The following is a 13,387-nucleotide window of genomic DNA, read 5'->3' as shown; positions in this document are numbered from 1 at the left end:
CCTCTCTTTTTTACAACGACCTATTTCTCTTATTTATCTCTTTTTGAAGTATGTATTTATGCTCCGTATGAACACTAGAAAACAAAAGTTAATCGTTTGTTAATTGCCATAAAACCGGAGTATGATACTGGATTACTATTTAGGATTTGGCTGTCATGAGTGCATCAACAGCGAGCTGGAAAACGCCGCAAAACTTCTTATTACTGATTTCGATTGTTGTCCCTATCGCGTTTTCGAGCTGGATGGCTCTGTTGAATAACTTCGTGATTGAGAAAGCGAACTTTGATGGTGCCGATATTGGCTTGTTGCAAAGTGTTCGTGAGATCCCAGGCTTCTTAGCGTTTACCGTGGTGTTTGTGTTGGCCTTCATTCGAGAGCAACGCTTTATGTTGATATCGCTGGCGATGTTAACCGTGGGCACGGCGATAACCGGTTTATTTCCTACACTCACAGGCTTGTTGCTGACTACGATTTTGATGTCGACGGGCTTTCACTATTTTGAAACGCTGAAGCAGTCTTTGTCACTGCAATGGCTGAGTAAAGAAGAAGCGCCAGAGATGTTGGGTAAAATGATCTCGGTTGGCGCGTTGGCCTCGTTAATCACTTATGGCTCTATTTGGGTGATGCTAGAGCAACTTAAACTCGATTTTGCTTGGGTGTATGGCATCACTGGGGGCATCGGTTTCGTTTTAGTATTGGTGATGACCTTTGGTTTTCCTGAATTTCAAACTAAGACTCAACAAAATAAGAAATTGGTGCTAAGAAAGCGCTACTGGCTTTACTACGCACTGACGTTCATGAGCGGAGCAAGAAGACAAATCTTCACGGTGTTCGCAGGCTTCTTGATGGTAGAGAAGTTCGGTTACTCAGCCGCTGACATAACGTTACTGTTCTTAATCAACTATCTGTTTAACTTCTTGTTCGCCAAACGCATTGGTAAGTTTATTGGTGTGGTGGGTGAGCGGAAGGCGCTGATTTTTGAGTATGTCGGTTTGATAGGAGTGTTCGTTGGGTATGCTTTAGTACAAACGGCGGAGTGGGCAGCCGCGCTGTATGTTGTCGATCATCTGTTCTTTGCGTTGGCATTGGCGATCAAAACCTACTTCCAGAAAATTGCAGATCCTGCTGACATGGCCTCAACCGCCGGTGTCTCTTTCACCATCAACCATATTGCCGCGGTTGTTATTCCAGTCGCGTTTGGTGTGATTTGGTTATCGTCTCCCGCAACGGTTTTCTACATTGGTGCAGTGATGGCGGTGGTTTCTTTGGCGCTGTCTTTAAACATCCCCAAGAAGCCTGAAGAGGGCAACGAAGTTCGAATGTTTAGCTGGCGTTAAGTTGGTTTCAATCTGATGAGATAAACAAAAAGCTCCAATAGCGATATTGGAGCTTTTTTGTATGTGCTATTTGGTAGTCAAAGGCGTGGCGTTCTAAACGGATTGCTTCCTATGCCGCCTGTTTTTCTAATGAGCCAGAAAAGCGCTTCTTGTAGCTGCGCAGCATACTCAGGCTGAATATGGCTGTTACGGTTTCCGCGAACAGAATACTTGCCCAAATACCTTGTTCTGGGAATAGCTTAGGTAAAATGACGATACCCAATGCGACGAAGACGAAGCCACGTCCAAGAGATATCAGTGTTGCTTGTTTGGGTTTTGCCGTTGCCTGAAACAGGTTGGCGATCACCAAGTTGACTCCCATCAGTGGTACAGCAAAGAAGAAGAACGTCAATGCAGTGGCTGAAAGTTCAATCAAGTCACTTGAAGCACCTAGATAAATGGCTGCTATTTGAGGAGCAAACAGGTACACAATAACCATAAACACCAAACCACTACCAATTGCACTTTTTAAACCTAAGCGAAAAATCGCTTCGATGCGGTTTGGTTGGTTGGCTCCATGATTAAAGCTGATGATTGGCTGGCAGGCTTGAGCGATTCCGACCATTACAAACAGGGCGAATACCCCAACGTTTGCCGTTAAGCCATAGGCGATAATATGATTCTCACCAAACTGATGTAGCAACACGTAGTTGAACAATAAGATCGTCATCGCTGCGGTTACTTCAATGAAGAATGTCGGTGTACCTATTTTTAGGATGCTTGGCAGTTTGCTCAAACCAATCCCTTTTAAGCTCATTTCCAAGGTGCCTTGTCTACGTACAAAGTGGCTTAATAGAATACAAGCGATAACACCTTGAGCAATTGCTGTGCCGTAGGCCGCGCCTTTCATGCCCCAGCCAAATTCTAAAACGAAGAAGTAGTCTAAAACTAGGTTAACCACAGCACCTATCGACATCGCGTAAGTCGCCAGTTTTGGGTTGGTATCGTTACGAACAAAGCATGACATGACCCAAGCTAACGAGTACAACACAAAGAATGGCAGCATCACAGACAGGTAATCGTGAGTCAGTTCAGCCATGTAACCAGAAGCGCCCATTAACGCAATCATGTCGTCTAGAAAATACAGGGCAATGCTGACTGAAATGGTGCTAAGCACAGCGGTACTGAGCATGGATTGGCTAAACAGGGTTTGACCTGACGTCGTGTTCCCTTTACCGACTTCGATAGACATAAGAGCTGCGCCGCCAATACCCACCATCATGGCAATGGCGGTGAATATTGAAAAAGCAGGGATGGTCAAAGCGATAGCACCAAGCCCATCAGGGCCAACACCGCGTCCGACAAACCAAGCATCTCCCATGATAAAAAGAGACTTGATCACCATGCCCGTTAGTGCGGGCCAAAGGTATTGATAAAAGGATTTTGAGATAGGATCGGTTTTGAGATTAATGCTCATTCCAGAAAGCTCCCAGCAAATTGGATGAAATAAAGAGGGAGCATTATCGGAACTTAATTGGATTCTAAAAAGGGATTATCTGCGCATTATGTTGCACGATCTGCACATCGAGCTCGAAACTCTGCAGGAGACTCTTTCATCTGCCCACGATAAAAACGACTGAAATAGGCAGGGTCTTCGAAGCCAAGTTCAAAGGCGATGGTTTTAATTGTCTTGGTCGAAAAGATCAGTTCTCGGTTCGCTTCTAAGATGGTTCGATCATGGATTAACTGAGTGACCGTTTTACCTCGTTCCGCTTTGACTATTTCGTTGATGCGCTTGTTAGTTATCGACAGTGCTTGCGCATAAAACTCGCAATGTTTGTGTGTTGTGTAATGTTGTTCAATCAAATCAACAACCTTGTTTACTCGACTGTCGCGCACTTCGCCTTTCAATGAGGACTGGGTTGCGAAGCGTAGTATGTAGCGTAAAAAACTATTAACGAGCGACTCTACTAGGTCCCAGTCGCTCTCTTCTCGTGCACATTCTTCTTTCAGCATGTCGAAAATAGGCAACAGGTAGCGGTTGCCTTCTTCACTGCAATCCAAATAGGGAGGGCGGCTTTGGTGCATGGCAAAAACAGTATCGACCAGCTGAGTGTTGCGGTGATTGGTTTTAACAAAGCCAGGGGTAAATACCAGTAAACGAGCACTTTCTCCCACCAGTTCTGAGCGATGTACTTGACCAGGAGCAATGGTAAAAATACGCCCGACTTTGTTGTCGTAATCGACGAAATCAATACTCTGACTACCGAGATCATCCACACACCACACCAACTCCCAATACTCATGTCTGTGCGGTTCTAAGAACGCATCGTCGCTGTTAGTCAGTTCCTCAACCCTACAAGGTTGACCTTTAATCAGACGCATGTGTTTGATGAGAGTTCTCATGACATTCCTTGGTTGGAGAAGGGCGCTGAAGGCTATGACCAAAGCCGACAATGATTGGTGTTTCTAATGTAGTCGATTACGACTTTTAAGTCATTTGCTTGCCATTATCAATGAGTGATGGGCAGAGAAAGAATGGACGCGGTGAAACAGATAGGAGTGTATGCAAAGAGGAGTGTGGTAGAAGCTTCGATACGAGTAGCTAAATAGAACCCTAGAAGCACATTACGAGCTTCTAGGGTGATTCATAGAGCTTAGTTGCTGCTCGCTGTTTTTAACGAAGAACGCAGCTTAAAGATCCCTTTTGGTGCCTTGGTCAGTAAGATGCCACAAAGCAGAGGAATCATCATAAGCAATGACTGTTCAGAAAGCACTTCACCATTGATATAGCAAGAGATCAGTAGTGCTACTACAGGGAAAATTAGGAAGCAGATAGACGCTTGGAAAGGTGTCGAAACCTGTCCTAATTTGAAGTAAGCCACAATACCGCCAACACTCGCCACAAAGCCTAGGTAAACCACGGCTGAGATTGAATCCCAAGTGAAGGATTCAACATTAACGCTTTCACCCATCGCTGAAACTGCGAACAAGAATAGGGAAGCAATTAAGCTCGGTACAGCGTTGTAAGTCAGTACTTCGATTCCTTTGCAGTGCTTTTGAACCAGCACATACATCACTGCATGAATGGCAACAGCAAGGCCTAAACAAATCGTGCCGATAAGGTAGTCATCGCCACCCATTTGCATTTCGGTGCCAAGGATTAAACATAGGCTGACAACTGCGGTGATCAAGCCGAAGATTTGATGCTTCGCCAAGCGCAGGCCTAGGAATAAGCCAGACATCAGCATGACAGCAACCGGCATGTTCGCGAAAATGATCGATGCTAAACCAGAAGAGATGTATTGCTCACCGTAGATCATTAAAGTGAACGGAATAGCGAAGTACATCAGCGCGACAATGAGCAGCCATTGACGCTTACCCTTTGGAAATAGCAAAGGTTGTTTAAAGACTTTCGCTAATACCGCAAGCAGAGGTGCTGCGAGTAGAAAGCGTAATGCAGTGGCAAAAATAGGTGGGATAGAATGCAATGCCACTTCCATAGCGAACCAAGTAGTTCCCCAAATTAAGCAAACAGAGACAAAAAGCAAGATAGTTAGCGACTTCGAATTCATGGTGACTACTCATTAATAATTATTTTAAATTACAGGCTTGTAGCGCCTTAATGACGTGGCACAGTATAAGTAGGTAGTCGGAGAAAAAATTTGTCTTTTTGTCTCTAATTGAAATGATTTGTAGAAATTAAATCTATAATATAACCCTGTGGTATAAATATTTTCTATAGAAATGGATTTACTTAAAGCCATTATTCTTTGTGAGGTCTAATTTTTGTGTGTAGGTGTTGGATTCAGCGAAGTAAGATAAGGTTCCTTTTCATTCGGCATTGAGCCCTTCCTGCAATCGTATTTAGAAAGTTTTCATGAAAAACGCTACTGGCAGCAAAGTTATCGCATTGAGTGTTGAAGGTTTATTTTGTTCGCGTTCATACTGAACAAAGAACGACATAGCATGGAAATGAGGTAGGGCATTTGAAAAACACAATCGACCTAAATCTGTATCGATTTTTAGATTTGCTGCATGAGCAACAGTCTCAGGCGAAGGTGTGCCATATCTTGGATATTAGTCGAGCGACGTTTAATCGCCATTTGGCGGAAGGTCGAGACTTGTTTGCGAATGAATTATTCATCGCGACTAAAGGTATTTATGCACCGACCTTGTTCACTACTCAATTGATGCTGGTGGTGAAAGAACCGCTAGAAAAGTTAGAGCAAGCTCAGCAAATATCGCAGTCGTTTATTGGTACCGATTCGAATATTGAATATGTTTTTCATGCAGCTAACCCTTTGAGCACACTGTTTACGGTTCCCTTGTTGCAAGGGCTAACCAACGAGGAGTCTAAGCCCAAAATATCGATGATGGACTGGTCTCTAGATGGAGTCGAGTTTCCGAAGGCTGGTACTTTAGCGATTGGTGTTTCGGGTTATCCTAATGAACTTAATGATCGCATTGTGGAGCGTAAAGTCGGTTCGCTAGACTTGTTCGCTTATGTGGCAGATGCACATCCTTTAGCCAAAAATGAAACCATCGACCTCACACAACTAGAAACCTTTGATACGGTTCGTGTGTCTATGGGGTCATTGGACGGCAACTCATATTACGAGCGTTTGAAAAAACGCACAGGATTGGTGTTGCAGCAAAAGCTGACCGTTGCATCGGTCTTCTCTGCGTTGGAGTGTGTTCAGGTGAGCCAGTATGTGTTTGTTGGCTTTGATATGGATTCGGCCTCCATACCAAGCGGGCTCAGTAAACGGCCAGTGCTGTTCAATGGAAAAACGGTTACTTTCGATGTTGGTATTCAGTATCACCGTGCTTGTTATCAGCACCCAATAGTGAAGCGCATAGCGCAGATCTTAAGTGACAGTTTGAAAAACAGTTAACAATGAAAAAAACGCGCCAATTTAGACGCGTTTTTGTTTAAGATTTACAGCTCGATTAACGATGTAGGCTTCGTGTTAAAGCTTTACCTCTTCAATGTCGCTTGGTTTCCATGTCTTGTCATACCATGCTTCTTGTGGGCCATAGAGTCTTAGCACGGTAAACCAACCTTTGCCTGGAACGGTTTCTATCCAGTTCGCTTCTTTTCCTTTTGGAGCGGTAGGGCCAAAGTACAAATCCACTGAGCCATCTTCATTTTCAATAAAATCATCACGCTGGTTATTCTTACTTGGCAGCGGTTGACTGGTTTGCAGCTCTGAGCGTGTTTGCGTGTCGTAAGCCACAACTGACCAGAAGTTTTTTGCTGGTACATTCGCTGGAATATTCAACTTATAGTGCTTACCACCATCGAAGTATTCACCGCCTTTCTCTTGGTCGATCAGTGCATATTGAGAGCCTTTTTCGATAAGCTTGAGGGCCATTGCTGGCGTATTCACCGTTGCAACATAGAAGAAATAAGAGCGTGCATCTAGGTTGCGTCCGCCTTCACCTTTATCCACTAGCCATTGGTAATCTTTACCGATAAACGCTGTCTTCCATAGGCGATCTTCATAAATGTAAGCCTTCTTGTCTCTTGGCTGGAAGTACAGTGATCTTGCTGTTGCGTTACCGATTGCGACACCATCTTTCATTAGCTTTTGCATGCGTTCATCTGGAGCAAAAGGTTTGTTTTTTTGAATACCAATACTCGACATTAATCCGCGAAGTTCTGGGTCGATAAACGAGATTGGCTCTTTATCCAATACGGTTTTGATCTCTTTGTAGAAATGCTCGTCGTTCGCATGAATGGTATTGAATGGTTTGCCACTACCGGAGATGAACTCCATTTTCGGCTGATCATCTTTCTTCGCTAGTGGGTAGATCTTAAGCTTCTCTTTATATGCTTTCACTGCAGCATCGGTTTTACCATCTTTCAGGAATCCGCGAGCGATGAACCAGTTGGTGTAGCTGGTGGATTGCGAAACGAAGTAGCCTTCTGGTACTTCACCTTTATAGCCTGGAGGTAGAATCAGGTAGTTACCCCCTTTACCTTTGTCAGGTCCGACAATGCCTAAGTCGGTTACAAAGCGAAAGAATGCATCATTGACAGTTGTCGGCCCCATACCTTCAGGCACTTCAATGACGGTTGGGCCATCTTTCTCAAGGTCTAGGAAAACCGAAGCATAAACGGTATCGGTGTTGCCCGTTAAAAACAGAGGATTTGAATCCATCAGGTTATCGAAAACCACCACTTGGTTTGATGATGTTGAACCAATCTCAGTATGTCCAATACGAAGTGCTTCAATTGAAGCCATTGGAATTGCATTGAGGAAAACTTCTGTTGAACGAAGCGTGTCTAGGTTGTCATAGAGCTTTTGGGCGGTTTCAGGAGTTGGTGCACCATCTTTAAAGTTCAATTCACCGATGCTCGTTTGCACCGTATCTGGAGTCATGATGCTTAGTGGAATATCGGTATTGTAGTTTTCAGTCGCCAGTACTTGGTGTGAGATAAATATACTGCTCGCTAACGCTATTGCTTTCAGCTTCGACTTAATCATGATGTCACCTTTCAGTTTTGTTTCGATGCGCTTACTTTATGTTAGTCGAAAAAACATATCTGATACGCGGCAGGCTCAAAAATGAGAGTGTGTAATTATTTATTGTGAAACCGTGGAGAGGAAAATCGATGGATGGTTATCTGTAGCAAAAAGCCCCTTTACTCAAACAGATCGTAAAGGGGAGAGAGCTACCACACGAAACGGTAAACTAAAAACGAAGGTTGAAGCCTAGCTCGACGCTGCCATCAGAACGAAATACGTCTCCTGGACTCACACGTTTCTGGCCGAAAGTATATTTCACATAAGGTTCCACCCATTTGGGTTTCAGGGTAAACGTGACGTCTTGGCTGTTGTAATAACCTTTTGAACCCGTTAATTGGCGATCATGGCTGAATGAATAGGAAAAGTTCATAAACTCTGTGGGAGAGTAACTTGTCCCGATAGTGTTTTTCCATTCTCTATCTGTCATATCTATGAGGGATAAAGAAACATCGCGCCATTCATGCGAAGTGTTGGCAAAAACCATAATATTGTTGGTGATGGCAGTGCCCCCAAATAAGCCGATGTCGTAGATATCGATAAGGTCAGCTCGGCCATAACTCACGAAAGCTTCAGTGTAAAAGTTACCTAGCATCAAGCCGTAACCAGTCCCTAGTTCTAGGTAACCTTCCGAGTCAATTTCTGCACTGATGTTGATCTCTTCAGTTGCTTGAATTACTCCGGATACTGTCCCTATCCAATTATCACCAGCCTTCGCGGTTTGAAAGCTCAAGCTTGGTTCATGATAATTCAAAGTTTGTAATTGATGGTCATTTGCATATGCCGCAAGGGGCATCAATAAAGGGATTAATAATCGTTTCATCGTGTTCTCAACTCTCAAATAAAAAGGAGCCGCTAATAAGCGGCTCCCTTGCTTTTGCATTTATTATTTTTTATTAGCTGCGGCTAGCGCGGTCTTTGACAGCTTGCTTAATTTGCTGACGTTGTTCTTGAGATAGAGATTGGATCTTCGATTTTAGTTCAGCTTTCTGTACTGCATTCGAGCTATCTAATTCAGGTAGGTTAGCGTCTGGTGCAGGGACAAATGTCCATGAACCGTCGCCACGAAAAACTTCAAGCTTGTTGCCGTTCTCGCCGGTGATTGTCACCATACGATCTTCTGGGTTAACAGCTGGGCTCAATTCAATCTTAACAACACCATAAGCTTCCGTAGATAGGTGTATCTTATTGACTTGGTCATTTCGGTTTCGCTCAACGTGACCTAGCGCATTTCCGTCACTATCAACAATGTTGTCGTTGCCATTAATGAAGGCAACTGGTTCACCATTCACCATTAATACCTCATCAACAATTACAATATCTTTTGCCACAGGGTTACCGTTACCATCGTGAATTGGATTGGATGGAGTTCCTGCTGGAATAAAAGTCCACGTTCCATCACCACGGAAGATTTCAAGTTTGTTTCCGTTTTCACCCGTAATGGTTACCATACGATCTTCCGGGTTGACTGCTGGGTTAAGCTCAATTTTGACAAAACCGTAGATGTTAGTAGAGATATGTAGAGTGTTTATTTGGCCATTTTTATTGCGCTCGACGTGACCAATCCCATTGCCATTTGCGTCAACAATTCGGTCATCTGCATTGATGCCTGCAATAGCTACACCATCAACAATCAGTTCACCATCGATCACAGCAATATCTTTACCAATTGGGTTTTCTACGTCATCGTAGATTGGTAAATCAGGTGTACCTGAAGGAATAAAAGTCCACGAACCATCCCCACGGAAGATTTCAAGCTTATTACCGTTTTCACCAGTTACCGTAACCATACGGTCTTGTGGGTTTACAGCAGGATTCAGTTCAATTTTTACTGAGCCATATGTATTTGTGCTTACATAGACTTCGTTAACTTGACCATTTTTATTACGTTCAACGTGTCCAATGGCATGACCATCTGCGTTGACGAGTCTATCGTTTCCATCAACATACGCTACGACTTCGCCATTGACTTTTAGCTCTTCATCTACCACTACAATATCTTTTGCTACTGGAACACTTGGTTCTACAAACTCCGGGTTGTCAGGGTGTTCTGGAGAGACTTCGATAGGGTTGCTTGGACTCATTTCGATTGGGTTGCTTGGCGTCACCTCTATAGGATTCATTGGTGTCGCACCACCACTTGAACCAGAAGAAGAGCAACCAGCTAGGAATGAGGCTGCGATAAGTGTGCTTAGTAATTTTAGTTTCATGGTTTACTCTCAAATATTGTATAGGAACGAAGGTTGCTTCTTGCAGTGTTATGTGGCGTTCCTAGCCGATGAGAGAAGTATATGGATTGTGTAAAAAAGCCTCTAATCCCTTAAAAGAATAGAGGCCTTAACGATGAGTTATTAATGAAAGAGGGGAAAGGTGGTGATAACCGCTAGTTATCATTGAGCAATAGCTCGAGTTTTTTCTTGAGCCATAATGTGACTGGGCTGTTTCGGTTTTTATGGTGGTAATACGCACAAACGGTTGGCTGAACGTCTGCACTGTCAAATAACAACTTAATCGCTCTGAGCGAGGTCTTTTGTTCGATCTCCAAAAACTTTGACGCCGGAAAAATCATATCTGAGTTTCTAACTACATCAATGACGGCTGATGGTAGCTCGGAGCGAAAGCCTATATTGGCAGTATGGCCTTTTAGCTTCAAAATCTTTTCCGCAAGTGATTGGTGTGAATTCCAATCAACAGCAATGACAGAGGCTAACTCGAAATTGACGCCATCTTTGACTTCTAAATAATCATTTTCGTAGGGGTGATCTTCTCGTACATACCCCTTAAATGTGTCTTTCGCAATTGGCTGTTGAAGCAGCTCTTTTGGCGCGTGATTGATTTCATAATTTAAGCCGATATGTACTTCATCATTGATGATGTCGGTCATAGTAGTACCAGACCAGTTCAACAGCTGAACCTGTACCAAGGGAGCTTCTGCTCTTATTGCTTTAAAAAGTTTACTGGAAAGGGACGAAAGCAAATAAGGAGAGAGAGCGACTTTAATCACACCTTGCAGCTCTTCAGGGTTGAACTCATTACTACTGTTTAATGCAGAAGAAAGCTCATCGAGTATCGGAGAAATACTCTCAGCCAACATATTCGCGTGTTCAGTTGCTCGTAAGCCGTGATGCGTTTTGACAAATAGTTCATCGTCGAAATGATCGCGCAATCGTTGTAGAGCTTTACTTATCGCAGGCTGAGATACGAATAGGCGCTCGGAGGCTTTACGCATGTTTCTTTCTTGATGAAGAATGATAAAAGTGCGAAGTAAATTTAAATCTAAGTTCGAGAATAGATCTTTTGCCATAAGGAGCACCGAATGATTATGAGTTCTTTAATCATAAGTTGGTAACCGATTGAGAACAAATAGAAAACGTATATAGATGTGATGCTAATAAAAAAAACCGCACTTGGCGGGTTTGTTGGGCTCTGGAATAGATACTTTCTATATGCGCTTGCTATTGAGTAACAGGTTTAATTTGCTTGGACTGTCTAATTGCCAAAATAAGTTGTGGGAGCAGCGACATCACGATCATGCCAGTCATTAACGAGTATTGGACTGCAGTGAATGATTCACCCATCAAAACCATACCAGTTACGATGCCAGCTACTGGGTTTGCAATACCACCGAAGGTGAAATCAACCACTGACATACGTTGCAGTAACCACACATACATGCCGTATCCCAGCGCTGTGTTTAGGCCAATCACCCACACTAGCCCCATAGCATTACGAGTATCGAAATGAGTCACTGCGTTAACATAAGGCTGCGGGTCGATGAATGCATGAACGCCAGAAGCTACGGATAAAATCGTACCGCCCAAAATCAGTTGCCACGTTAATACCTTCCACCAGTGCATGCGATTACCCAATGATTTGGTAATGCTGCTACCGATAACGATACACATGATAGCGGCGAACATTGCTCCCAAACCGATGGGGTTTAACGCGATTTGACTTGGGTTAAACAGGATCCACGCCAATGTGATCAAACCAATACCAGACAAAGCTTGAATCAAATGCGGGCGTTGCTTTTTCACTACCCAGTGAAAGATCATCGCAAATACAGGCACGGAGATCATGCCTACACCAGAGATGGCCGAAGGCAGCGTTAACGCCATTACGAAGATCAAGCCAAAGAAGGTCGCAATATTGATAAGGCCCAATGTGAAAATGATTTGCCACTCGCCTTTTTTAGGCAGTGTAGGTTTTACTGCTAGCAATAACAAACCAGCAGGTAACGCACGCAAAGCACCCAATAATAATGGTGGCCACTCCTGTAGCGTAAATTGCGTCACTGCATAGGTTGTTCCCCAGAAGAACGCGGGGATCATTGCTAATAATATGTTCATATAAAATATCTTTACGTTAAGGTAACTGTTGTGTGAACTGTATACTGAGAACTAGTGGTTGTAAAGTATCTTTATGTTAAACTAGTTTAAAGTAATCAGACTAACAACGGAGTGAGATTGCAAATGGATGCTATCGACCGCGTAGTAGAGCAATGGGCAAAGGAAAAGCCTGAGCTAGAAACTGAGCCTATGGCAATGATGGGCCGGATTATGCGAATTGCCAAGTATATGGAGACGCAAGTTGCCGAGCTTCATAAAAAATACGACATGAAGCTGGGTGAGTTTGATGTGCTAGCCACCTTGCGACGTTCTGGAAAGCCTTACAGACTGACTCCGTCAGAACTGATCGGGTCGATGATGCTGACATCTGGCGCGATGACCAATCGCCTTGATAAGCTAGAAGCTAAAGGGTTGATCAGCCGTGAGCACAGCAAAGAAGACCGACGTAGTGTGAGTGTCCAGCTAACCAAAGATGGTCTCATTCTGATTGACCAAATGATGACTGAGCATGTCGAAATGCAGAAAAAACTGGTTAAATCCATGTCTGCGAGTCAGAAGAAGAACACTAACCAACTCCTGAAAACGTGGCTGAGTGCTTACGAATAGTTTTGCTGATCTTTCTTTAGATTCATTAAAAAACCGAAGCTTAATCGCTTCGGTTTTTTGTTCCTTTCTAAGAGTTTCAAGTACAAAGAATTGGTGAATTAAGCTTGCAGCATTTCATCACTGAACAGTTCCGCGCACCCAATACCATTGATGGCGCAGCTTTCGTCTATATCTGAAATGTCACCGCTTACCCCAATAGCACCGAGTACCGTTTTATCCTTGTCTCGAATTAGTAAGCCCCCTGGTACTGGCACCATATTACCGTGTGCGAGTACGTTTACGGCGGAGATAAATGCAGGCCTGTTGTCAGCATCTTGGGCGAGTTTTCTAGAGGAACAACCCAGTGCGAGTGCTCCCCATGCTTTAGCGATAGCGATGTCTGGTCGCATCATGCTAGAGCCGTCTTGACGTTGCAAAGAAATCAACTTGCCACCACTGTCTAAGACGGCGACCGTCAAAGGCTCGGTGTGGATCTTGTTTCCTGCTTTTAAGGTTCCATCTATGATGGTTAACGCTTGTTGTAGAGTCAAACTTCCCATGTTATCTCCTAGTTTTTCAAGGGGCATATGTACCAAGCTCAGTC

Annotated in this window: 12 protein-coding genes; 3 read left to right on the top strand and 9 right to left on the bottom strand. The window is 43.7% G+C overall.

Translation table 11 applies throughout. The features are described 5' to 3' along the window. The first annotated feature begins 155 nt into the window (after nt 1–155). Nucleotides 156–1,337: an MFS transporter gene (locus tag AB8613_RS17655; protein WP_372385404.1), complete on the top strand. Its 1,182-nt coding sequence runs from the start codon at nt 156–158 to the stop codon at nt 1,335–1,337. A gap of 109 nt (nt 1,338–1,446) precedes the next feature. On the opposite strand, the gene AB8613_RS17650 is transcribed toward AB8613_RS17655, so the two are convergent. The 3 genes from AB8613_RS17650 to AB8613_RS17640 form a co-directional block, all read right to left on the bottom strand. Next, nucleotides 1,447–2,793 carry an MATE family efflux transporter gene (locus AB8613_RS17650; protein ID WP_372385402.1) on the bottom strand — a complete coding sequence of 449 codons (1,347 nt, stop codon included), beginning with the start codon at nt 2,791–2,793 and terminating at the stop codon, nt 1,447–1,449. A gap of 86 nt (nt 2,794–2,879) precedes the next feature. After that, complete coding sequence (locus tag AB8613_RS17645) at nt 2,880–3,722, bottom strand: helix-turn-helix domain-containing protein (RefSeq protein ID WP_372385401.1); 843 nt, start codon at nt 3,720–3,722, stop codon at nt 2,880–2,882. 251 nt (nt 3,723–3,973) lie between these two features. Beyond that, complete coding sequence (locus AB8613_RS17640; protein WP_372385400.1) at nt 3,974–4,891, bottom strand: DMT family transporter; 918 nt, start codon at nt 4,889–4,891, stop codon at nt 3,974–3,976. Between the two features lie 414 nt (nt 4,892–5,305). Here AB8613_RS17640 and AB8613_RS17635 point away from each other — a divergent pair, with 414 nt between their 5' ends. Next, nucleotides 5,306–6,214 (top strand): LysR substrate-binding domain-containing protein, encoded by a 909-nt coding sequence (locus AB8613_RS17635; RefSeq protein WP_372385399.1) that lies wholly within the window; start codon nt 5,306–5,308, stop codon nt 6,212–6,214. Between the two features lie 75 nt (nt 6,215–6,289). Here AB8613_RS17635 and AB8613_RS17630 read toward each other — a convergent pair whose 3' ends face one another. The 5 genes from AB8613_RS17630 to AB8613_RS17610 form a co-directional block, all read right to left on the bottom strand. Continuing rightward, complete coding sequence (locus tag AB8613_RS17630) at nt 6,290–7,810, bottom strand: DUF1254 domain-containing protein (protein ID WP_372385398.1); 1,521 nt, start codon at nt 7,808–7,810, stop codon at nt 6,290–6,292. A gap of 208 nt (nt 7,811–8,018) precedes the next feature. Further along, entirely contained in the window at nt 8,019–8,672 is a 654-nt protein-coding gene (locus tag AB8613_RS17625; protein ID WP_372385397.1) for a hypothetical protein, read from the bottom strand. A 73-nt stretch (nt 8,673–8,745) separates the two neighbouring features. Then, on the bottom strand, nt 8,746–10,059 hold the full coding sequence (locus AB8613_RS17620) for a hypothetical protein (protein ID WP_372385396.1): 1,314 nt from the start codon (nt 10,057–10,059) through the stop codon (nt 8,746–8,748). Between the two features lie 173 nt (nt 10,060–10,232). After that, a complete protein-coding gene (locus tag AB8613_RS17615; protein WP_372385395.1) occupies nt 10,233–11,153 on the bottom strand; it encodes a LysR family transcriptional regulator in 921 nt (306 codons plus the stop codon). A gap of 151 nt (nt 11,154–11,304) precedes the next feature. Then, nucleotides 11,305–12,198 carry a DMT family transporter gene (locus AB8613_RS17610; protein WP_146490251.1) on the bottom strand — a complete coding sequence of 298 codons (894 nt, stop codon included), beginning with the start codon at nt 12,196–12,198 and terminating at the stop codon, nt 11,305–11,307. 123 nt (nt 12,199–12,321) lie between these two features. Between AB8613_RS17610 and AB8613_RS17605 the strand changes: the two genes are divergently transcribed. After that, nucleotides 12,322–12,804, top strand: a complete 483-nt coding sequence (locus AB8613_RS17605; protein ID WP_146490252.1) for a MarR family winged helix-turn-helix transcriptional regulator — start codon at nt 12,322–12,324, stop codon at nt 12,802–12,804. A 98-nt stretch (nt 12,805–12,902) separates the two neighbouring features. Here the strand turns inward: AB8613_RS17605 and AB8613_RS17600 are convergent, their stop codons facing one another. Continuing rightward, the gene (locus AB8613_RS17600) at nt 12,903–13,343 is read right to left on the bottom strand and encodes a heme-binding protein (RefSeq protein WP_008220964.1); all 441 of its coding nucleotides are present in this window, start codon (nt 13,341–13,343) and stop codon (nt 12,903–12,905) included. Between the last annotated feature and the right edge of the window lie 44 nt (nt 13,344–13,387).

Origin of the sequence: Vibrio sp. BS-M-Sm-2, from assembly GCF_041504345.1 — a bacterium.
Taxonomy (GTDB): domain Bacteria; phylum Pseudomonadota; class Gammaproteobacteria; order Enterobacterales; family Vibrionaceae; genus Vibrio; species Vibrio satsumensis.
The sequence above is the reverse complement of the archived record's forward strand: the minus strand, read 5'-3'. Positions and strand labels throughout refer to the sequence as shown.

What these genes read in the sequence shown, in the direction of transcription:
- AB8613_RS17655 (WP_372385404.1), top strand. Translation starts at nt 156, where the DNA reads ATGAGTGCATCAACAGCGAGCTGGAAAACGCCGCAAAACTTCTTATTA.
- AB8613_RS17650 (WP_372385402.1), bottom strand. Translation starts at nt 2,793, where the DNA reads ATGAGCATTAATCTCAAAACCGATCCTATCTCAAAATCCTTTTATCAA.
- AB8613_RS17645 (WP_372385401.1), bottom strand. Translation starts at nt 3,722, where the DNA reads ATGAGAACTCTCATCAAACACATGCGTCTGATTAAAGGTCAACCTTGT.
- AB8613_RS17640 (WP_372385400.1), bottom strand. Translation starts at nt 4,891, where the DNA reads ATGAATTCGAAGTCGCTAACTATCTTGCTTTTTGTCTCTGTTTGCTTA.
- AB8613_RS17630 (WP_372385398.1), bottom strand. Translation starts at nt 7,810, where the DNA reads ATGATTAAGTCGAAGCTGAAAGCAATAGCGTTAGCGAGCAGTATATTT.
- AB8613_RS17625 (WP_372385397.1), bottom strand. Translation starts at nt 8,672, where the DNA reads ATGAAACGATTATTAATCCCTTTATTGATGCCCCTTGCGGCATATGCA.
- AB8613_RS17620 (WP_372385396.1), bottom strand. Translation starts at nt 10,059, where the DNA reads ATGAAACTAAAATTACTAAGCACACTTATCGCAGCCTCATTCCTAGCT.
- AB8613_RS17615 (WP_372385395.1), bottom strand. Translation starts at nt 11,153, where the DNA reads ATGGCAAAAGATCTATTCTCGAACTTAGATTTAAATTTACTTCGCACT.
- AB8613_RS17610 (WP_146490251.1), bottom strand. Translation starts at nt 12,198, where the DNA reads ATGAACATATTATTAGCAATGATCCCCGCGTTCTTCTGGGGAACAACC.
- AB8613_RS17605 (WP_146490252.1), top strand. Translation starts at nt 12,322, where the DNA reads ATGGATGCTATCGACCGCGTAGTAGAGCAATGGGCAAAGGAAAAGCCT.
- AB8613_RS17600 (WP_008220964.1), bottom strand. Translation starts at nt 13,343, where the DNA reads ATGGGAAGTTTGACTCTACAACAAGCGTTAACCATCATAGATGGAACC.